This is a genomic window from Desulfogranum marinum (genome assembly GCF_016918565.1).
In the GTDB taxonomy this organism is placed as follows: domain Bacteria; phylum Desulfobacterota; class Desulfobulbia; order Desulfobulbales; family Desulfobulbaceae; genus Desulfogranum; species Desulfogranum marinum.
Map to the genome: position 1 here is coordinate 89,298 of NZ_JAFFQD010000005.1, position 19,458 is coordinate 108,755.

General features: G+C 47.5%; 19 protein-coding genes and 1 pseudogene. 8 read left to right on the forward strand and 12 right to left on the reverse strand.

What is annotated here, in order from left to right; translation table 11 throughout:
• Nucleotides 1-2: 2 nt before the first annotated feature.
• The 4 genes from JWH17_RS05085 to JWH17_RS05100 are packed head-to-tail and all read right to left on the reverse strand — an operon-like array spanning nucleotide 3 to nucleotide 3,084.
• Nucleotides 3-446 carry an RT0821/Lpp0805 family surface protein gene (locus JWH17_RS05085; RefSeq protein WP_205221494.1) on the reverse strand — a complete coding sequence of 148 codons (444 nt, stop codon included), beginning with the start codon at nucleotides 444-446 and terminating at the stop codon, nucleotides 3-5.
• The gene (locus tag JWH17_RS05090) at nucleotides 443-1,798 is read right to left on the reverse strand and encodes a DNA recombination protein RmuC (protein ID WP_205221495.1); all 1,356 of its coding nucleotides are present in this window, start codon (nucleotides 1,796-1,798) and stop codon (nucleotides 443-445) included. The genes JWH17_RS05085 and JWH17_RS05090 overlap by 4 nt, the downstream gene beginning before the upstream one ends.
• Before the next feature lie 28 nt (nucleotides 1,799-1,826).
• Nucleotides 1,827-2,132, reverse strand: a complete 306-nt coding sequence (locus JWH17_RS05095; RefSeq protein ID WP_205221496.1) for a chaperone modulator CbpM — start codon at nucleotides 2,130-2,132, stop codon at nucleotides 1,827-1,829.
• Between the two features lies 1 nt (nucleotide 2,133).
• Nucleotides 2,134-3,084, reverse strand: coding sequence for a DnaJ C-terminal domain-containing protein (locus JWH17_RS05100; protein WP_205221497.1), 951 nt, complete (start codon nucleotides 3,082-3,084; stop codon nucleotides 2,134-2,136).
• 147 nt (nucleotides 3,085-3,231) lie between these two features.
• Between JWH17_RS05100 and JWH17_RS05105 the strand changes: the two genes are divergently transcribed.
• From JWH17_RS05105 to gap, 4 genes are all read left to right on the forward strand, one after another.
• Nucleotides 3,232-3,759, forward strand: coding sequence for a shikimate kinase (locus JWH17_RS05105; RefSeq protein WP_205221498.1), 528 nt, complete (start codon nucleotides 3,232-3,234; stop codon nucleotides 3,757-3,759).
• An 84-nt stretch (nucleotides 3,760-3,843) separates the two neighbouring features.
• Nucleotides 3,844-5,496 carry a glycogen synthase gene (locus tag JWH17_RS05110; protein ID WP_319549439.1) on the forward strand — a complete coding sequence of 551 codons (1,653 nt, stop codon included), beginning with the start codon at nucleotides 3,844-3,846 and terminating at the stop codon, nucleotides 5,494-5,496.
• On the forward strand, nucleotides 5,493-6,404 hold the full coding sequence (locus JWH17_RS05115; protein ID WP_205221499.1) for a hypothetical protein: 912 nt from the start codon (nucleotides 5,493-5,495) through the stop codon (nucleotides 6,402-6,404). The genes JWH17_RS05110 and JWH17_RS05115 overlap by 4 nt, the downstream gene beginning before the upstream one ends.
• Before the next feature lie 111 nt (nucleotides 6,405-6,515).
• On the forward strand, nucleotides 6,516-7,520 hold the full coding sequence (gap, locus tag JWH17_RS05120; protein ID WP_205221500.1) for a type I glyceraldehyde-3-phosphate dehydrogenase: 1,005 nt from the start codon (nucleotides 6,516-6,518) through the stop codon (nucleotides 7,518-7,520).
• Between the two features lie 156 nt (nucleotides 7,521-7,676).
• Here gap and JWH17_RS05125 read toward each other — a convergent pair whose 3' ends face one another.
• The 4 genes and pseudogenes from JWH17_RS05125 to JWH17_RS05140 all read right to left on the reverse strand — a co-directional run bounded on the left by JWH17_RS05125 (nucleotide 7,677) and on the right by JWH17_RS05140 (nucleotide 11,632).
• A complete protein-coding gene (locus JWH17_RS05125) occupies nucleotides 7,677-7,850 on the reverse strand; it encodes an ankyrin (protein WP_205221501.1) in 174 nt (57 codons plus the stop codon).
• Nucleotides 7,851-7,954: 104 nt separating this feature from the next.
• Nucleotides 7,955-9,133: a cystathionine beta-lyase gene (metC, locus tag JWH17_RS05130; protein ID WP_205221502.1), complete on the reverse strand. Its 1,179-nt coding sequence runs from the start codon at nucleotides 9,131-9,133 to the stop codon at nucleotides 7,955-7,957.
• A gap of 47 nt (nucleotides 9,134-9,180) precedes the next feature.
• Nucleotides 9,181-9,744: pseudogene (locus JWH17_RS05135) on the reverse strand (DsbA family oxidoreductase); the annotation flags it as partial.
• 112 nt (nucleotides 9,745-9,856) lie between these two features.
• A complete protein-coding gene (locus tag JWH17_RS05140) occupies nucleotides 9,857-11,632 on the reverse strand; it encodes an SLC13 family permease (RefSeq protein ID WP_205221503.1) in 1,776 nt (591 codons plus the stop codon).
• Between the two features lie 202 nt (nucleotides 11,633-11,834).
• On the opposite strand from JWH17_RS05140, the gene JWH17_RS05145 reads away from it, so the two are divergent.
• The gene (locus JWH17_RS05145; protein ID WP_205221504.1) at nucleotides 11,835-12,743 is read left to right on the forward strand and encodes a cation diffusion facilitator family transporter; all 909 of its coding nucleotides are present in this window, start codon (nucleotides 11,835-11,837) and stop codon (nucleotides 12,741-12,743) included.
• A 162-nt stretch (nucleotides 12,744-12,905) separates the two neighbouring features.
• On the forward strand, nucleotides 12,906-13,256 hold the full coding sequence (locus JWH17_RS05150) for a DsrE family protein (protein ID WP_205221505.1): 351 nt from the start codon (nucleotides 12,906-12,908) through the stop codon (nucleotides 13,254-13,256).
• 83 nt (nucleotides 13,257-13,339) lie between these two features.
• On the opposite strand, the gene JWH17_RS05155 is transcribed toward JWH17_RS05150, so the two are convergent.
• Complete coding sequence (locus tag JWH17_RS05155; protein ID WP_205221506.1) at nucleotides 13,340-14,407, reverse strand: iron-containing alcohol dehydrogenase family protein; 1,068 nt, start codon at nucleotides 14,405-14,407, stop codon at nucleotides 13,340-13,342.
• Nucleotides 14,408-14,797: 390 nt separating this feature from the next.
• On the opposite strand from JWH17_RS05155, the gene JWH17_RS05160 reads away from it, so the two are divergent.
• Entirely contained in the window at nucleotides 14,798-15,685 is an 888-nt protein-coding gene (locus JWH17_RS05160; RefSeq protein ID WP_205221507.1) for a DUF2971 domain-containing protein, read from the forward strand.
• A gap of 47 nt (nucleotides 15,686-15,732) precedes the next feature.
• Here JWH17_RS05160 and JWH17_RS05165 read toward each other — a convergent pair whose 3' ends face one another.
• Nucleotides 15,733-16,602 carry a PfkB family carbohydrate kinase gene (locus JWH17_RS05165; protein ID WP_205221508.1) on the reverse strand — a complete coding sequence of 290 codons (870 nt, stop codon included), beginning with the start codon at nucleotides 16,600-16,602 and terminating at the stop codon, nucleotides 15,733-15,735.
• 373 nt (nucleotides 16,603-16,975) lie between these two features.
• Between JWH17_RS05165 and JWH17_RS05170 the strand changes: the two genes are divergently transcribed.
• The gene (locus JWH17_RS05170) at nucleotides 16,976-17,560 is read left to right on the forward strand and encodes a thioredoxin family protein (protein WP_205221509.1); all 585 of its coding nucleotides are present in this window, start codon (nucleotides 16,976-16,978) and stop codon (nucleotides 17,558-17,560) included.
• A gap of 201 nt (nucleotides 17,561-17,761) precedes the next feature.
• On the opposite strand, the gene JWH17_RS05175 is transcribed toward JWH17_RS05170, so the two are convergent.
• The gene (locus tag JWH17_RS05175) at nucleotides 17,762-18,694 is read right to left on the reverse strand and encodes a DMT family transporter (RefSeq protein WP_205221510.1); all 933 of its coding nucleotides are present in this window, start codon (nucleotides 18,692-18,694) and stop codon (nucleotides 17,762-17,764) included.
• 76 nt (nucleotides 18,695-18,770) lie between these two features.
• Nucleotides 18,771-19,367, reverse strand: coding sequence for a nucleoside deaminase (locus tag JWH17_RS05180; RefSeq protein ID WP_232370909.1), 597 nt, complete (start codon nucleotides 19,365-19,367; stop codon nucleotides 18,771-18,773).
• Nucleotides 19,368-19,458: the final 91 nt, after the last annotated feature.

The following is a 19,458-nucleotide window of genomic DNA, read 5'->3' on the forward strand; positions in this document are numbered from 1 at the left end:
TGTTATTGTAACTGCCACTGGCCGTTGGCATCACGACAGGCTGTGGTGTAGGTCTTTTGGCTTTTCCCGTCAATAATTGCATTTATTTCCGCTTTTCTGCAGACTTGGTTAGTCGTCGGGTTCTGGAACGCAGGCTGTGGCGTGACGGCATACTGGTTGCCGCTGTCAGGGTTAACCCAAGATGAACGTTGATTGGAAACTCCGCGTTCGTAGACATGGTTTAACTGCTGTTTGTCGTATTTGTCCATTTCATTACCAACGATATAGCCGAGCATGGTTCCCACAGCAGCACCAATTAAGGTAGCCTCGGTGTTATGGCCGATCATCTGCCCGATGAGGGCGCCTCCGGCCGCACCGCCTACAGCGCCGGTTTGGGCCTTGTTCATATTTGCACAACCCGATACCAGTGCCAGCAGGATAATTGCGGTAATTGTCATATTTCTCATGATATTTCTCCTTGTGAACGTGTTGTCTGTTTGAGAGCTTCTGTTAATTCTCTATCAGTTTGTACACCCAGTTCCTTGAGGTACTCAGCTCTTTTTATCAGGTTGCCGTTGCCGCTGCTCAGTCTTTTTTTAGCCAGATGCCAAGCCTGCTGCGACTGGTGTAAACGTGTCCCTATTTCTTCAAAGGTTTCAATAAAGCCTACAAATTTATCATAAAGATTCCCAGCCTGTTTGGCAATGATTAAACCGTTTCGGTTTTGTTCATCCAGGCGCCATAGGTGTTGTATGGTCCGCAGTATAGCCAGTAAGGTTGAGGGGCTGCATAAGACAACCTGTTTGCGCATGGATCGGGAAAGGATTTCCGGATCGTTTTCCAGTGTCTTTTGAAATGCGGTTTCAATCGGGATGAAAAGCAGCACGAAATCCATACTGCTGACACCTTTAAGTTGGTGGTATTGTTTAGATGAGAGCGATGTAACGTGGCGTTTAACGGAATCAAGGTGCCTTAATTCGTATTTTCGGCGTCGCTTTTCATCGTTTTCGCTATGTGCTTGGGTAAAGGCCTTTAAAGAGACCTTGGCATCAATGATAACGTCTCGTTTTCCAGGGAGGTGGACAATCACATCCGGTTGGCGTTTTGATCCTGATTCGGTATGCAAACTGACTTGGGTTGTATACTCCACGCCCTTGCGCAGGCCTGATTCTTCTAGTATTTTTTCCAGGACCATTTCACCCCATTGGCCCTGTAGCTTATTTTTTCCCTGGAGCGCCTCGGTCAGGTTAACGGCATCGTTACTGAGACGTTCGTTGAGTTGGCGGAGGTGCTGTATTTCGGTGGTGATGGCTACCCTGTCCCGTGTCTCACGGTCATATACATCATCAACTTTATGCTGGAACTCCTGGAGCTGCTTGTGAAAAGGAGAGAGGAGCAGCTTGAGTGTTGATTCGTGCTGATGATTTATGAGTGAACTCTTTTCGGTCAGGATTTCACTGGCCAGGAGCTCAAACCTTTGTTCAACCTGCCTCTGCGTTGCTGCCAGCAACAGTTCACGTTCTTCAAGCTGATTTGCCATACCGGAACACCTAGCCCGAAGTCCTGCATTGTCACGACCAAGTGTTTCGTGCTCCTGACGAAGGATATCACGCTCCTGACGTAATCTGTCGATGAGTAGCTGTTGTTGTTCCGTGTCCTGAGAGAGCCTGTCAAACCGTATCTGAGTGACCAGGAATTGTCTGCGTATTCTCCCTACAAACAGTAATACCAGAAAGGGGGTGAGGAGTAGGCCGCATCCCAAGCCTATGCTCATGGCAACAGGGTCTAGCTGTTGGAAAAAATATTGAATGTGGGTCACCGGCGAAATACAGGGCTGTCAGATACTATCACGTAAGCCTGCGCTTAAGTAGACGCAGTTCTTCAAGCTCTTCAATCAAATCAAGTACCAATGCGCATCCCGGCAGGTTGATTTGCAAGTCTTTTTGCAGTCGCACTGCAGTCTGCACCCGTATGATTTCAATGGTTGTAAAATGCCATTTCGTGGGGGACAAACCTTGGGGTGAGATAACCCCCTCCTCTACCATTTCATGAATCTGTTCTGCCGTTACTCCGCATAAACGACAGATTTCCGCCAGGGAGCATTCTATTTCTTCGTTGAGCACGGTGCCTTGTAAATATTGAGTATCTCCCATGTCAGGCCCCCATTTTTTGACGAGGATTTACGGGCATGAGTTTGGCCATGGTCGTATAGAGTTGTTTTTGCTCATCTGTTACTGCTTCCGGTACCACCACTCTCAAGGTAACTATTTGATCACCTTTTTGGCGTTCAGTGCACAATCCTTTTCCTCTGAGGCGTAATTTTTTTCCGCCCTGTGAACCTTTTGGAATCTTGAGGGTTACATTGCCGGCAAGGGTAGGCACTGTCACCGATGCACCCAGGGCGGCTTCCCAAGGAGTAATGGGCAGCGTCATGTGAATATCTCGTTTCTCTGCGTGAAAAAGGTCGTCTTCCTGAAAGGCAATATCAAGGTAAAGATCGCCTGCCGGACTGCCTCCAACTCCTGGGAGACCTTGGCCTTCAAGCCGGATTCGCTGTCCCTCAATGATACCTTTGGGGATAGCGACATGAAGGGTGTGCGGGGTTGTTATGACGTGGCCTTGGTTATCAACAACTGGTCTGTTCAGCGTCAGGGTCTGCTTGGTCCCATGAAAGGCATCTCGGAGGTTGAGCATAACTTTGGCATGCTGATCCTCCCCTTTCATGCGGAAGGTTGTGTGATGTCGTTGCCTGCCATCAAATTGAGCACGGCCAAACAGGGTCTCAAAAAAATCACTGAACCCTGTAGGGTCGGCCCCTGTATATCCCGTACCACCAAATTGGAAGCCTGCATCCCAGTGAGGGGGCGGTTCAAAGTCCTGTCCGTTTTGCCAGTGACTGCCGAATTTGTCGTAGGCTGTTCGTTTTTCAGGATCTTTAAGCACCTCATATGCCTCGCCGATTTCTTTGAATTTTTTTTCGGCTTCAGGCGACTTGTTGACATCAGGATGGAATTTTCGCGCACCTTTCCTGTATGCCTGCTTGATTTGCTCCTGAGTAGCATCGCGAGAGACGTTCAGTATCTGATAGTAATCTTTGTATTCCATAGGCTATCTTATTTGAATCTTGAAAAAATCTCAGTTAACAATACACTAAGAGCACCCTTGAAAAAAGAAAAGAAAAAAATAACGGCATTTTGCTATTGATGACTCTCTCTGCTTTCCTTTATGCTGAAAGTGATTATGGAAAAAATAATGCAAAGTATCCTATTGACCGGATTTCGTGCCACTGGTAAGTCGTTGATCGGCCGGCTCCTCGCAGAACGACTTGGGTATCGCTTTGTCGATACTGACCATGAGCTCTGTCGTCGTACGAAGCAATCGGTGGAAGAAATTGTTGCAGAGCGGGGATGGCAGGGCTTTAGGATGCTTGAACGTGCCCTGTTGCAGGAAATGGCAGGGCAACAAAAGATAGTGCTTGCTGTTGGCGGCGGAGCAATTGAGCATGAGGATATCTGGCAACTTTTACGAGCACATTACTTTATCATTTGGTTGCAGGCAGACAAAAAGACCATCCTCAGCCGTATGGCAGCAGATGATAAGACCAGTACGCAACGTCCTGCCTTGACCTCGCAAAATTTAGAGGATGAAATAGAAGAGATTCTTGCCCGGCGTTCTCCTTTATATGCATCCGGCTCTGACATGGCAGTTGATACCGCAACCGGGACGCCAAAGCAGCTTGTGGAGCAAATACTTTCCACTCTGGTTAAGGTCTCTGCATGACTTTTTGTGGCTTTTTCGCCTTTATTTTCAACGGTTATCCAGCAATGAAAGTAGATGGTAACCAACACTTGATCGAGAACTCCTGTGAAGACTAAACAAAACGTACGGAGTAATGCCACGATTTGGATGGTGAGTCGTGAATATGAGGGCCTTGCCGGTGCCGGCGGTGTTAAGGACGTTTGCCGTCAGCTAGCAGAATCGTTGGCTGGAGAGGGGGGAGCTTCGGTTAGGGTGATCTTGCCCAGATATGGTTTCATGGATCCCAAACAGCTTGGATTTAGCCCGCTTGCTATTTCGGGAACCGCAACAGGCGTTATTGGTGACCAGCAGTTTGCGGGCTGTTTTACTGTGGACATGAATTATCCTGAGCAGGAACGTCGCGAGACGGTGGCCATTTGGTCGCAGACAATAAATGGGGTGATCGTCTATCTGGTTGAGGCAGAACGTTTTGGGAAAAAACTGGGAGTCTATACATACACCAGTGAAGAAGAACAGGAGGCATCCTGGAAGAAACAGGGGAGCGGGCATTACGATTATTTTGCTATGAATATACTGCTCCAGAAGGTTGCCTTGGAGATGATGATTCTAGGAAACGATGCTCCATGGGTCATCCATTGTCAGGACGGACACGCTGCCGTTCTTCCCGCTATGATGCGGGAAAACAGTGGTTACAGGCATTTTTTTCGCCATACGGGAGCGGTGGTAACTGTGCATAATGCAGGGACTGGTTACCATCAGGAGATAGATGACCTCAATTTTGCCAAGGCTGTAACCGGGCTACCGGAAAGCATTATTTGGGAGAATCTGCTCGGCAACAGCTTTGATCCCTTTTTAGCGGCTGCCGACTATGCTGTGCTGAATACCGTCAGTGAAAATTACGGGCGAGAACTCCAGCAAACGGCAGAAGATGCACGTACTGGGTGGCTTGGTCATGCATTGAAAGCAAGAAGCATCGAGTTGCGAGGGATCACCAACGGAATAGATCCTGCAAACTTTGACCCCCTTTCTCCCGGAGAGCTCGGGTTAGCAGCCCCCTTTGATGTGCTTCGGGGCGAGCTTCAGGGAAAGCTGGCCTGTAAAAACGATCTGTTGTCACACATCGGGCAGCAGAGGCAATGGGAATATGTAGAGCAGTTTGGTTACCTTGCACCTGTGTCCGAGGTTCCCCTTTTCACCTTTATTGGACGGCTTACCGGGCAGAAAGGTATCGATATTGTCTTGGAATGTATTCAGCAGTTTTTTGCTGAAAGAGATGATATGCAGTTGCTTATTCTTGGCTCTGGTGAAAGCTGGGTAGAAGATGAACTGCAGTTGCAGGCGGAGCATTCAGGGGTAACAGGCCGGTTTTGTTTTTTAAAAGGGTTTGACTCGGCTCTGGCTAATAGAGTCTATGCTGCCGGAGATTTTTTTCTTATTCCATCCTTGTACGAGCCGTGCGGATTAACTGATTATATCGCTCAACTGCTGGGGAACTTGCCCATTGTTCATCATGTAGGAGGGTTGGTGAAGGTGCTCGACGGTGAAACCGGTTTTGCCTATCAGGAAAATAGCTGTCAGGGGGTGATGGGTGCCATGGAGAGGGCGCTTACGATCTATGACCAACCAGAACAACATCGACACATGCAACAGGCAGCCGTGAAGAATATTATGAACTGTCATACATGGCGCCATGTAATGAGTGAATATATTGTACTCTATGAACAGGCACAAGAATTAACAATCGGGGCCGGACAATGAACCTGCAATATGCCGCAGAATCCTCAGCATCTCAATTGCGGACACCGTGGTTGGAAAATCGTCGCAAGTTTTTTATCCGTCAGGTTGTCAGTGATTTTTTTCAGGCATATGAAATGTATCATGGTCTTTATCAGGATTTTTGCCACAGCTACCATTTTGCAATGTTGGAGGCAAAGGATCTATTGCAGGCAGCAACAATTGCCCTTCGAACTCGTCTTCTTGAACAGCTTACCGCAATGCTGGGGGCGGAAACCAGCAGAGGGCTTTTGTGGCGGCTCAAAGATCTCTGCCATACCGTTTGGCCGGAGAGTGAGCGGCAAAAAAATGTCCTTGGTTCGCTGGTTGACTGGCTTATAGGCTCCCTTTTTCATGAAGCTATGAAACTCAAGGAGAATCTTTATTTACTCAACAATTACGGACCGTCTGTTTTTCCTGTTGACCAGGATACAGGCTCGGAGAATATGGCGTATGGCGCTCGCCCTTTCTCGGTGTCGCAGGTGATCGATACCCATGAAGTATTCAAAAGGATAGCTGTCGATACCGAGCAGCAGGTGGAGCGTATTGCCCTGACCTTTGGCAGGGCAATTTACCTTTTACGGCTTATGATGTCGTCATTTGCAGAGAATGAACTCGTTGTGAGGCTGCTTGTTGAGAAAGAGGAGGTTGTCGGCGAGATATGGGGAGAATCTCTGGAGTCTATTTTTGATGATATGTTTTACGGTAATGCACTACATGGTTACTGCATTGCCGGTAACAGCTATTTTAGGAGTCAATGGTATCACCACTCGCAGGCAATGTTCAGGCGTGCTTTACAGATTGATAAACAATGCCAAGAAGCTGTCATTAAATTGATACAGCTTGAAGCGATAACAAGTGATATGGAAGGGCAGTTCGGCAAGACAGCATAGTAGTCAGGTAAATGTAATTTTTTATCGATTTTTATGAATGCAGGATGTGCGACGGTAGCTTTTTATGCCGGATAATAAGCAGAGTGTTGCTTGGATACAAAGGAGAAAGAGATGAGCATTAAGATCGGGATTAATGGGTTTGGCCGGATCGGGCGTAATATTTTTCGAGCGCTCAGTAAAGATGCATCATTTGCCGATATTGAGGTTGTCGGTATTAATGATTTAACCGATGTAAAGACCCTGGCACACCTCATAAAGTATGATTCTATCATGGGTGTGTATGAAAAAGAGGTTGAAGCAGCTGAAAACAGTATTGTGGTTGATGGGCGTACTATTCCCGTGACCGGGCACCGATCTCCTAAAGATATTCCATGGGGCGAGTATGGAGCGGAATATGTTCTTGAGTGTACGGGACTGTTTCGTGATCACGACTCTGCAGCCCCCCACATTGATGGCGGGGCGTCCAAAGTTATTATTTCCGCCCCTGCAAAAGGAAAGGTCAAAACCATTGTTATGGGAGTGAATGAAGACGAATACGATGCCACCTTGCACCATGTGGTATCAAATGCGTCCTGTACCACTAACTGCCTGGCTCCCGTAGCCCAGGTTGTTTTGGATAATTTCGGTATTCAACGCGGCCTGATGACAACTGTACATGCCTACACAGGAGATCAGCGATTGCTGGATTTTCCCCATTCAGATCTTCGACGGGCACGGGCAGCTGCCATGTCTATGGTGCCGACCAAAACAGGGGCAGCAGCAGCGGTTTCACTGGTTATTCCCGAGCTGAAAAATAAATTTGACGGGCTAGCAGTGAGGGTTCCCACCCCGGATGTGTCACTTTTGGATGTCGTTATTGAAGTGGAGCGCGAAGTAACAGCACCCGAAGTCAATAATGCCCTGGAAAGTGCGGCAAACAGGTACCTGCGTTATACAGAGGAGCCGCTGGTGTCTATAGACTTTCAAGGTGATCCCCATTCTTCAATAGTGGATGGTCTGTGTACCCGGGTACTGGGGAGGAGTGTAAAGATAATGAGCTGGTATGATAATGAGTGGGGATATTCCAACCGCATGTTGGATCTGGTGCTGCATATGGAGCAATCAAAAATTATTTAATTTTGATTGGTCAGGGGGAGCAATAAAATACGGGTGGGAAAAATAAAAAAAAACCGGATTGCCTGTGCTGTAAAAGTACTTGGTAATCCGGTCTGTTGTTTCCTGCCCGGAGCGCCATGCTTAACGCGACCAGGCAAGAGCAGTACAATAAGACAGTTAGTCTTCTACATACCCTGTTCCATTGCAGGTAGGACATTTCTGATCAGGGGTGCATACCTGACCATCTTCGGCGTCATTTCCTTGCCATTCTCCGCTGGTTTCACATACGCCATCAATTACACCTTTTCCCTGGCAGGTAGGGCATACAGATTTCTTGGTTTCCTCTGACATTGTTTCCTCCTTAATGAATTGAAAAACAAAGCTTTGTAGTATGCAACACTATAAATCAATAATCTGAAAAAGAAAAGCGTTCAGCACATATCTCTATAACATACTTACTGAAAAACCATGAATCCTTTTTTCAGGTCATTGATTAAATCTCCAGGATCTTCAAGTCCGATATTAAGACGGATAACAGTACGGTTTGCATAGTTGCCTTGTTTGCGACGATTGCTGCTGCCAATGGTAACCAGGCTTTTATAGCCTCCCCAGCTGTAACCAATGCCAAATAAGTCAAGGTTGTCAACAAATTGAGGCAGCAGAGGGCCCTCCCATTTTTTATGAACCAGGAACGCAAACAGGCCCGACGATCCGCTAAAATCTCTTTGCCACAGATGATGCTGCGGATGACTGGGCAATGCCGGATGGAGTACCCTTTCAACGGAAGGTTGTTGCTCAAGCCACTGGGCTACCTCCAATGCGGCCTGCTGGTGATATGCCAGGCGAACAGGCAGGGTTTTTAACCCTCGCAGGGCCAGGTAGCAGTCCTGGGGCGGAGCAAATGTTTCCATCACCTGATAAAAATTGTCAAATTCTTCAGCATAGCGTTGGTTGACGCTCACTGTACCCAACAAGACATCAGAATGACCGCTGATGTATTTGGTTACGGATTGAATGATGATATCCACGCCAAGAGCAAAAGGGTTAAGGAAAAGCGGGGTGGCCCAGGTATTGTCCACCACCGTTATGATGTCTCTTTTGGTGGCTTGTTTGGTGATAGCTGGGATGTCCTGAAGCTCAAAGGTGTTTGAACCCGGCGATTCGAGGTAAATGAGTCGGGTATTGGGTTGGAGGTACTGCACGATATTGCTACCGATGTCAGGTGGAAGAAAATCAATCGCAACATCGTATTTGCTAAGGATTTTGCTGCAGAAAGCGGCTGTCGGTCCATACACATTGTCGCAGATAAGGACATGATCTCCGCTGGAAGTAAAGGTAAGCAGGGTATTGATGATAGCGCTGATGCCGGATGGAAAGGCTCTGGTCAGGGCACTCCCTTCCAGTTCCTCCATTTTTTTTTCAAAGGATCGTTGCGGCGGCAATCGGTCGGTACCATAGACGATGCCTGGGTACTCCCCTGCATTGGCCAGGCGCAGGTCTTCGCAATTGTCAAACAGAACAGTTGATCCCGTATACATGGCGGGATTGATGGTCTTGATTGTTTTGCCACCCACTGTATCAAAGCGTTGTTCTTCGTGTATCAGTTGAGTGGCGAGATGTAATTTTTCGGTCATTATGTGTAGAGGCCTGTGGCAAGTTCGTTGACAGATTTTGGTGTTTTTTACTTGATTTTCATTGCTCCTGCAGAGCGTAAAAAGTGCTCAAAGCGCTCATAGCTTTGATAGCCGGTAAGGCGCTGCCCAGCGAAGAGTATCGTCGGCACAGCCGTTATACCGAGCGATCTTGATTTCTGCCAGTCATTCTCAACAGCTTCGGCATACTTTCTGGTGCGTATAATTTCCGCGGCATCTCGAGCAGGCAGTCCACTAGCGGTTGCAAGCTTGAGGAGAACATCGGGCAGTGCCAGGTTCCGGCCGTCTTTGAAATAGGCAAGAAAAGCAGCCTTGTGAAAGGGCTTACCCCTGCCGTGCTCTTCGGCCCACAATCCTGTTTCTTGAGCCAGTCGGCTGTTATACGTCATTGTTCGGTTCCCAAAAGGAAGGCCGAGTTGGTCTGCTGTCCGGCGCTGCTGTTGAACCATTGCTCTGATTGCCGCACTGGAACCGGCAAACAGCTGCTCAAGGGACATGCCCTCTGTCGGTGTGCCTGGATGGAGGGGGAAGGCACGCCAACGGGCTTGGACCGCATGTTCTTTGGTCAGTTTTTCAATACACCCGGTAATGAAATAACACCAGGGTCAGACGTAGTCTGAAAAGATAGTCAGTATAGGTAACATAGACAGGTGCTCTTTTGTGTTGGCGATTGGTGTATCAGGGTTCAATGCATCGTGTCATATTTTAAAAGGGCCAGAAAATTGGAATTGTGCACATACCTGCCATGACTACAAATATATTGAGGGGGATGCCAAGCTTCAGATAATCCTTGAAACTATAACCGCCTGGGCCGTAGACAAGCAAGTTGGTTTGGTAACCGACAGGAGTTGCAAAGCAGGCACTTGCCCCAAAACAGACGCCGATGATAAATGGTTTTGGATCAACTTCGATACCTATAGCGGTAGAAATGGCTATGGGTAAGAGCAAAACAGCAGTCGCATTATTACTGAGAATCTGGGTGCTGATGGAGGTGAGCAGGATAATCGCTCCAAGCACCACAACCGGAGAAAAGTTCGCAAAAAGTCCCAAAAAAGTCTCTGCATAGAGCTGGCTGGTACCGGTTTTCTGCATGGCAGCCCCCAGGGCAATGGTGCCTGCAATCAAGAGGAGTACTTCTCCCTGCAATGCTTTGTAGGCGTCTCGCATTTGCAGGCAACCGGTGACAATCATTAAAAATGCCGCTGTCAGAGCGCAGGTCATGATATCTGCCAGGCCCAGTGTGGCCGTTCCAACCATGCCTATAAAGTTAAGAATCGACCATGCTGCTTTTCGTTTATGAATAAGCTCTTCATAGACATCCTCAATGACGAGGTAATCGGTGTTATTCCGGATGGTGGAGAGTTTGCTGTCATTGCACCAGATGAGGAGCACATCTCCTGTTTTGAGCAGCACATCGTGAATCTGATGTTCACTTATGTGGAGATTACTCCTTTTCACTGCAATAATATGTACTTCGGAATCGCCGGCAATGTCAGTGTTGTGCAACCGTTGGTTACAGAGGGGGGAATGGGGAGGGATAATCAGCTCAACTACAATAGGGGCGTCTTTTTGGGCCCCAAGGGTCAACCCTTTTTCCGTTGTCGGCAGTTCTACCTCTTCCCTGTGAAGAATATCGACCAAGTCGTTGAGTGAACCTTTTACGAGTATGATATCCCCAGCGGAGATGATTTTCAGGTCACGTTCAGGGCGGTAAATATGAGAACGGGAAATGAGCTCCAGTACACTGAGCGAGGGGTATTTACGTCTGAAAATATCTGTAGGTGATCTACCGATAAGTGAGCTGTTCTCTGGTACCTGCAGTTCCGCAAGGTATTTGCGGTGTTCTCCATTTTGGAGCTGGCAGACAGGATTCGCCAGTGCAGGCAGTATTTTTGGAGCGGCAATAAGAAGAAATAGAATACCTACCAAAGCTATTGGCACACCGATAATGGATAGCTCAAACATGGACAGGGGATCGTATCCATATGATGCACTCAGATCACTGATAATTATATTGGTAGAAGTACCTATCAGGGTACAGGTGCCGGCAAGGATGGAAGCGTACGAGATGGGGATCAGAAATTTGGAAGGACTAAGGCCATATTCGCAGCACATGGTCATGACCACAGGGATAAAAAGGATAACCACCGGCGTATTGTTGATGAAAGCTGATGCCACTGCGACCAGTAATAACATAATTGCCAGGGCGACTGTGAAGCTGCCTCGAGCAAGGGTGATCACCCTTCGGCTGATAAACTCAACCCCGCCGGTGCGCATCATACCCTTACTTACCACAAACATCGCACCCACTGTGATAACGGCTGGGTTGGAGAAACCTGCCACCGCTTCTTTGGGTGACAGGATGTTGGTGACCACCAGCAGTACGATGATGCCGATGGCAGTCAGGGCGACGGATATTTTTTCTGTAACGAGGAGGTAAAGCGTAGCCAGGAGAATAATGGTGGTGATCCAGATATCCATACAGTTTGCTTCCTGTTGAGGAGAGGACTCAGGTGCCTGCCTGTATGCAAGAGCGTAGAGTGGCAGGGGAGGTGTAACTATGCAGAGAAATAATAAAATTAATTATCTTTATGGTGCTGAGCAAGAAAAAAGATATAATTATAGGGGGGATGCGGTTGTACCGGCAAGGAGGCGTTTATGAGAAGAGTGAGCAACGAATACGATGAAAAATTCTGAAAAAAAGATCAGGGCTGCTAAATTTTCCATTGTCACGGCATTGAGCCTGGCTGTTATGAAATTTACGGTGGGGATTCTCACTGGGTCAATGGCTGTTTTATCCTCAGCCATTGACTCCATGCTCGATATCCTCATGTCTGGAGTGAATTTTCTGGCCATTCGACAGGCAGAACAACCTGCTGATGAAAACCATCCCTATGGTCATGGCAAATTTGAGACCATGGCTACGTTGATTCAATCGCTTGTCATCGGCGGGTCAGGTGTATGGATCTTGATTGAATCCGTGCGTCGCCTGGCAGCCGGAGCTGCCCCCACCGGATTAGGTAGCGGAATTGCGGTGCTTGCTTTTAGTGTAATCTGTTCATGGGCGATTAGCAGGTATCTCCTGAAAGTTGCCAAAGAGACTGACTCCTCTGCCCTGGCAGCGGATTCCCTTCATTTTTCCATGGATGTGTACACCAACCTGGCATTGCTTGCCGGGGTAACAGCGATGGCCTTTTTCCGGCTGTATTGGATTGATGCTGTGCTTTCCATGCTTGTGGCCTGCTATATACTGTATGAGGCTTTGAAGTTGATCAGGCTTAGCCTCAGGGAGGTACTTGATGAGCAGTTGCCCGAGCCGCTACGTAAACAAGTCGAGTTTATTATCAAGCAGCATTGTGGGAAAAAATACAATTTTCACAATCTTCGTACCCGAAAGGCAGGGTCACACAAGCTGATCGATTTTCATCTGACGGTCTGTAAAAAACTTACCGTTGCCGAAGCCCATCAGCTCACCGATAAACTGGAACACGAAATCGCTAACGCTGTTCAGGGGGCGGACATCACTATTCATGTTGAACCCTGCACCTTTGACAATTGCAACGAGGAAGATTGCGGCGGGTGCCGCAGATAGTCGGCTTTCCCTTCATTTTTCTGTTTATGAAGAGGTCAGTTTTGGAAATTATTATTGTCAGCTTTTTCCGATGCTGGTATTACTGATTCTGCTGATTTTTCGGGTAAGTTGAGTGACTTACCTGGTGTAGACTAGATAATATATTTTGCAAAGGAGGAGAGTGTGGCAAACTTTTTATTTGTATTACGACACAATGACAACGAAAAGGCAACTCGTTGCTTTCAATTTGCCAAGATAGCTCATTCAAAGGGGCATAAAGTTAATATGTTTTTGATTGACAGTGGTGTGGATTGGGCAATGAAGGGTCAGGACGGGAGCATCAAGACAGATACCGGCGATTGCCCCAATGACTATTTGCCGTATCTGATTGAACAAGAAGTTGAAACCGGAGTCTGTACCCCTTGCGCCAAAAACAGAAACCTTGATGAAGCAAATTTTCATCCCAATATGCTTTTGGATGGAGGCCCTCACTTGATTGACATGGCTGCCGAAGCGAAAGTCTTTAATTTTTAATCGGAGAGGTCGTTTTCTTTAGAGGCAAGTGAGCTATGCTGCCTCACCCGGATTAGCCAGTGGTGAGACAGCATATATTTTACCTACATCCGTCGGTACAGCTCCAGGACCCTTTCTCGGGTCATTTTTTGTTCCCAGTCCTTGCCAAGGCAGTTTTCCCATAATGGCGTTAATCCCAAAGCAACCGTGGCCATGGTGTTGAGCTCTTCTTCACTGAGATCGGCAGTCAGGTTGCGAGGCAGGGTAATACCGTGCTTGGCCATCATTTGTCGAAATTCACGTACTCCTTCAGGGTAAATATCCTCGAGATAATCAAAGGTTATGCAGCAACCGATACCGTGGTGGGTGCCAAGAACAAAAGAAAGACCATAGGACAGCGCGTGGCAGGCGCCAACCTGGGAGTAGGCGATGCTCATGCCGCCAAAATAGGAGGCCATCATGAGTTTATCATCTTTTTCCGGATGATCTTCTAAAAAGACTTGTCTGCACAGCTCAATGGATTTTTCACCGTACGCCTTGCTGAACTCGTTGATGTACGTTCCCTCAAGCGATTCAACATCGTGGATATAACAATCCATGCCGGTATAGAACCATTGCTCTTTGGGAACGTCGGCAATGAGCTCGGGATCGAGGAGTATTTGATCATACAGAGTGTAATCGGAATTAATGCCGAGTTTTTTTTCCGGACCGGTCAAAACCGTGGTACGGGAAATTTCAGCACCGGTTCCGGATAAGGTAGGAACGGCTACGTGATAAACCGCTGGATTGTTGATCAGGTCCCAGCCTTGATAATCAGCAGCTGAACCTGGGTTGGTCAGCATCAGGGAAACTGCCTTGGCAATATCCATCGTAGCTCCGCCGCCAACACCAATGATACCGTCAGGGATAACAGCATAGGTCTGCTTGATTTGCTCCACCAGTGCGTCAATGTAGCTGGTTTTGGGTTCGTCATCCACATTGACATGGAGGATCATGTCATTTCCCTTGAGTGGCAGCCTTTGCTCCAGAGTTTTTCCTTTGAAAACATCATCTAAGACAAATATAATAGGAGCATTTTGATTGCCTCGCTTTGTTTCAAGAATCTCACCGAGTTGATTGAAGCAGCCACGGCCGAAAATAATATTTGGTACAATTTTAAAATTTCTATACATAGGGAATTTGTGTGTTAAATGTTTGGTAACTGTTCTGAAATATATGCTTTGTTCTGTCGCACGATAAAGTTGTTAAAAAAGGTGAAGGTGTATAAACCCTCAAGAGCTAACGCGATTACAGGGCAATGAAAAGACATACTACCTAAATCCTGCACGTCGAATGTTAGAAAAAATAAATTCTACCATGAAAAACAACATATTGAGCAGACAATTGATTTGAAGTTCTATTCACTGTATGGGTGAACCTGATGCCCACTAGGCTGCATACCAGATGGGTTTTGAAAACTCAAGCTGTTCTTCGGCTGCTTTTTTTCAGATGTTTGTTTCTGCCAAGGGCAACCATAGCGGTTGTATATTGGTTATATTCATTTTGGGAGTGTAAAAGAAAAGGTGGAAGAGATCAGAAAATTAACCGAGCAATTATTTGGAGATACTCCCAAAGAACTCCTTTATCACTATACAACCCTGACCGGCTTATTGGGTATAGTGGGCAGTAATAAATTATGGGCCAGTGATATCAGGTATATGAATGATTCTGCTGAATTGAAGCATTCAGCAGATTTAATCAGGGTTGAAGTGCAGGAACGATTGGCCAAGGGGCAGGGTACGGCTGACCTGTTAGGGCAATTTGTTGATTGGGTTGCCTATCGAATCACCAACGGCCATATGCTGTTTGGAGCCTCGTTTCGCTCCCATGGTAACTTGCTCAGTCAGTGGCGCGGATACAGTACCCATGGCAAGGGTGTCAGTTTAGGCTTCTCTGCTGATTATATTGTTGAATGTGCACGCAAGCAGCATTTTCAGATTGGCAAGTGTATTTATGATCCGGTACGGCAGCGTCAACTCATTGCCAAAGTAGTGGACGCCATAGAGCATAATGTGGCCCACCAGGTACGGGGCGGAGAGACCTGTGAAGAATTATCCGGCCTGTATCACCTCGTATTTGAAAAGATAGAAATTGATTTGTTACGGATTGCAGCAATTTTGAAGCATCCATCCTTTCGTGAAGAAAAGGAATGGCGAATTGTCTCGCCGGTATTGATCAGTCGAACCGAGTCGTCGTTGTTGTTCAGAGAAGCTAATGCTATGCTGGTCCCCTATGTGGAATTTGAGCTCCAGCTGGCGGTAGGGCAACCGCCGCAACTGGATCACTGCTATCTTGGGCCAACATCCAACATCAATATTTCAATGAACTCGTTGCAGATGTTTCTTGGCCAGCATGGAATTGTGCCTGCAAAAGGGATCGACTACTGTCAAATTCCTTACCGCCAGAGGTGAGCCTAGTCCTTTGCAGGACTGGGGCGGGTGCGTGTATGATACCAGCTTTAAATGAACCGTTCCTGTTCTATCCAACTTCTGGTGCCAAGAGAAGTACAGGAAAGACTGGCTATTTCAGCTGCCCTGGCAATACTGGTAAGGTAGTCGTGTTGGAGAATGAAATGGCAAAATGCTCCATGAAAAATATCACCGGCACCAAGGGTGTCCATTGGTTTGACGTCCATGACAGGTATTTCCGTCTTTTCAGACTTGTCTACTACCACCACCGGATCAGCCCCCCTGGTAATGGCAATTTTTTGAATGCCATGGTTTTGTAAAAAGCGAATAACAGCTTCCTGATCGTTGCATTCAGGGGGGAAGAAGTCCGCAGAGCAGATGGCAAAATCAATAAAAGGCAGTAGTGCTTCTTCCCCTTCCTTCCAGCTTCCCCCGTCAAGCACGATTGGAATATGCAGCGTCCGTGCTTTTTCTGCCACCAGCACTGCCTGTTCCATATAGTGTCCATCCAGCATCAGGATATCCTTGTTTTCCAGCAGTGTTTCGTTTGACGCATCCCGCTTAAGCCGTCTGGTATCCGTGTTGGAATAGACAACCATGCGATTGCCGTTGGAAAGGTCAACAATGATCGATGCCATTATCGGAGGCCGTTCAGGTTGACTGGTGTAGTCTTTGACGTCAACTCCCCAATCGCTCAGTTCGTTTTTTATATACACCCCACCGGGGTGATTACCAATCCCGGTGATAAGGGTTGAGGTATTCCCGAGTCCTGCAAACGCGACGGCAGCATTTGTTGCCGGACCACCAGCATAGGAAAGCAGTCGTTCGTTTTTTAGCTTTTCATTGACACCAGGGAAACGGGGAACATAGTGGATGATGTCAACCGTTGTAAGGCCCAAAAAAATGCCATTGTAAATCATGGTAATCTGTAAGCAAAATAAAAGGGGGGCTGTCTGTTGGCGTTCAAACCGGAGAAGAGTTGTCACCGGAACAGGCACCAAGAGGCAAGACTTATATTAAGTTAAAGCTGTATAGTATACTGATTTTGTTTTGTTTTCAACTGGTAATAGGCTGAGAACTACTCTCGATTAAGGGGGCTTTATACCAGCAAAGCATTGGGTGGTCCCTTTATACGTCTGTGGTCGTGTTGGTAAAAAGAAAGAAGATGATTATTATATGCGCTGAAATAATATAGGTGAATTTATCGAAGAATAGTCCCTCTCGATGACTGTTATGAGAGTAAGCTAAACATATTGTTTGAAGACAAATACATGCTACCATAGGAGCTGGAAAATGGTTTTAACCGCATCAAACATGTTGGAAATAGGAACAAAAGCACCTGCTTTTACCCTGCCGGATACTACCGGTAAAAACATAAGTCTTGAAGATCTTGCTCCGCAAGCTGGTCTCCTGATAGTTTTTATGTGCAACCACTGCCCTTACGTGAAACATGTAGGGCCGGAACTGGCTGCCATTGGCAGGGAATATGCCTCGAAAGGCATTAGCATGATCGCTATTAATGCAAACGATGCTGCAACCCACCCTGATGATAGTTATGAGAAAATGCAGGAAGAGGTGAAAAAACAGGGCTACACTTTTCCATATCTCCATGATGCCTCTCAAGAGGTGGCTAAACTTTATCAGGCTGCCTGCACCCCGGATTTTTTTCTGTTTGATAGCCGGAAACTGCTGGTTTATCGTGGGCAACTTGATGATTCCAGGCCGGGAAATAACATTCCGGTAACAGGAAAAGATCTGCGGGGTGCCCTTGATGCATTGATCAAGGGAGATCCAGTCGCAGAAGAGCAGAAACCCAGCATGGGGTGTAATATAAAATGGAAGCCAGGCAATGAACCTCGCTATTTTTCTGCCGGCTAATCATTAAAAATATCTTGAATGGTGAGGATTTTTTGTCCAAGCTTAGGTCTGCCTCAGCTTCTGAGCTATGCTCAGGAAATTACCACAGGCATATGATGTCTATCGCCTTCTTTTTTGCCTCAAAGGATAATTTTTTGAGCATGAGGAGATAAAACTCGGATTTTAAGAGAGTGGACGAAAAGGCAGGTCTACAAGATGGGCTTATGAGTGGTCATGGCGAACAAAGGCGATAAGCCCCACAACAGTGATCAGGATACCGATAAAGCCAAGGCTGTTGGGAAAACCACTGCCAAGGATAAGGATCTCTCCAGCCAAGGCAAAAAGCACCTCGCTTGACTGGGTTGCATCCACAGCGGCAAGTTTACTGGCATTATCAGCCAGGTGACGTGCATTAAGAAAGAGGGTTGTCGCGATAACACCGGAAAAGAGGGCAACCAGGGCAACGGAAAAAAGTTGCCCACCCGAAGGAGAGGCAGGAGTGACCACGGCAAAGAGCACGAGCCAGAACGGAAAACTGCCGGTGGTTAAGAGAAGAACTTTGGCAAAGCCGTTTTCTAAAAATTGTGCATCGATAAGCGGCAGCCTTTTGTGGCCGTTTTGTGCCTCCCACACCAATTGGTTACCCAGTGGGTAGCAGAAGGCCGCGGCAAGGACGGGGAGGGCCCCCAACAGGAGTTCGCTCAGACGGGTTGTTTCAATCTGGCTGACATTGACCAACAGGACCCCGCAAAACACCACCGAAGAAAAGAGCCAGATTTTGGGGGAGAACCTCCTCCCAAAAAGAAGCAGCACAAAAAGAGAGGCAATGATGGTAAGTTGCCAGGTCGTTGCCACCACCCACCCAGGGGAAAAATCTGCTGCAAAGCAGATGAGTGCATAGAAACCACCAAACCCGATACTGCCGCTGAGTACCCAGAATTGCCAGTGGCGGATGAATTCCCGCATGAGTTGGAAACAATACTCCCTGCCTTTAGAGGCCATCAGGCAGAAAACAAGAAAAACAAACATGTACCCATAGCGCAAAGAGGCTGACCAGAACCAGTGCCCACCTTCAAGACTCATAGATCGGTTGAGGATAAAGGTGGTGCTGAAAAAGAGTCCTGCCAAAAGGCCGAGAAGCATTATGCGGATCATAAGGTTAGGTAAACTCTTGGGAAAGGGTTCTCTGAGTCATCATCGGATAGATGTAGTTGTCGATAAGGCTGCATGCTCAGCCAAGTCGTGCGTTGTAAACAGGTCGCCCGGAAGCCGCGAACTCTTCAAATTGCGCAACCGCTTGCTCGTGGAGAACATCTTCCTGGAGAGTAATCCCACGCTTTTCCAGCTCTTGTCGCCATTGGGGATGTATCGGCCCTTCGTCAAAGCCTGTGATGGCCTCCAATTGGCTGCCTGCACCGGCAATAACCAGCGAGCGGATACCTGACCAGAGTACAGCGCCAAAACACATGGCGCAGGGGCACCAGTTTACCACCAGTTGGTGGGAGGGCATGCCAGGGCCACCAAGGTCATAGGTCTGCAGCTGAGCTTGAGCAAGTGACAGGGCCATGATTTCGGCATGGGCGGTGGAGCAGTTGCTGGGCACAACCCTGTTCACCCCAATCGAGACCAATCTACCATTTGCCTCTTCAAAGACAGCGGCTGCAAAAGGGCCACCTGTATCGTTTTTGAAGTTTGCACCGGCGAAAAAGAGAACTGTCTCCATTCTCTGTTCAACGTTTGGCATTACAGGGGGCAGCTCTTGTACTTTATCAATGGCCCATTGTGGGAGTTGGAGCGTAAGTTGGGTTACAGTGGTATTGGTTTGCATGGCGTACGGGTTGCTAAAATGAAAGGTAGGAGGATGTGATGGGCAAGGTATCCTGAAGTCTTCAGAGATACCTCCCTTTTGCGGGAAAGAG

Bases quoted from the DNA above. Each gene is read 5' to 3' on its own strand.
- JWH17_RS05085 (WP_205221494.1), bottom strand. From the start codon at position 446: ATGAGAAATATGACAATTACCGCAATTATCCTGCTGGCACTGGTATCG.
- JWH17_RS05095 (WP_205221496.1), bottom strand. From the start codon at position 2,132: ATGGGAGATACTCAATATTTACAAGGCACCGTGCTCAACGAAGAAATA.
- JWH17_RS05100 (WP_205221497.1), bottom strand. From the start codon at position 3,084: ATGGAATACAAAGATTACTATCAGATACTGAACGTCTCTCGCGATGCT.
- JWH17_RS05105 (WP_205221498.1), top strand. From the start codon at position 3,232: ATGCAAAGTATCCTATTGACCGGATTTCGTGCCACTGGTAAGTCGTTG.
- JWH17_RS05115 (WP_205221499.1), top strand. From the start codon at position 5,493: ATGAACCTGCAATATGCCGCAGAATCCTCAGCATCTCAATTGCGGACA.
- gap (WP_205221500.1), top strand. From the start codon at position 6,516: ATGAGCATTAAGATCGGGATTAATGGGTTTGGCCGGATCGGGCGTAAT.
- JWH17_RS05125 (WP_205221501.1), bottom strand. From the start codon at position 7,850: ATGTCAGAGGAAACCAAGAAATCTGTATGCCCTACCTGCCAGGGAAAA.
- metC (WP_205221502.1), bottom strand. From the start codon at position 9,133: ATGACCGAAAAATTACATCTCGCCACTCAACTGATACACGAAGAACAA.
- JWH17_RS05140 (WP_205221503.1), bottom strand. From the start codon at position 11,632: ATGGATATCTGGATCACCACCATTATTCTCCTGGCTACGCTTTACCTC.
- JWH17_RS05145 (WP_205221504.1), top strand. From the start codon at position 11,835: ATGAAAAATTCTGAAAAAAAGATCAGGGCTGCTAAATTTTCCATTGTC.
- JWH17_RS05155 (WP_205221506.1), bottom strand. From the start codon at position 14,407: ATGTATAGAAATTTTAAAATTGTACCAAATATTATTTTCGGCCGTGGC.
- JWH17_RS05165 (WP_205221508.1), bottom strand. From the start codon at position 16,602: ATGATTTACAATGGCATTTTTTTGGGCCTTACAACGGTTGACATCATC.
- JWH17_RS05170 (WP_205221509.1), top strand. From the start codon at position 16,976: ATGGTTTTAACCGCATCAAACATGTTGGAAATAGGAACAAAAGCACCT.
- JWH17_RS05175 (WP_205221510.1), bottom strand. From the start codon at position 18,694: ATGATCCGCATAATGCTTCTCGGCCTTTTGGCAGGACTCTTTTTCAGC.
- JWH17_RS05180 (WP_232370909.1), bottom strand. From the start codon at position 19,367: ATGCAAACCAATACCACTGTAACCCAACTTACGCTCCAACTCCCACAA.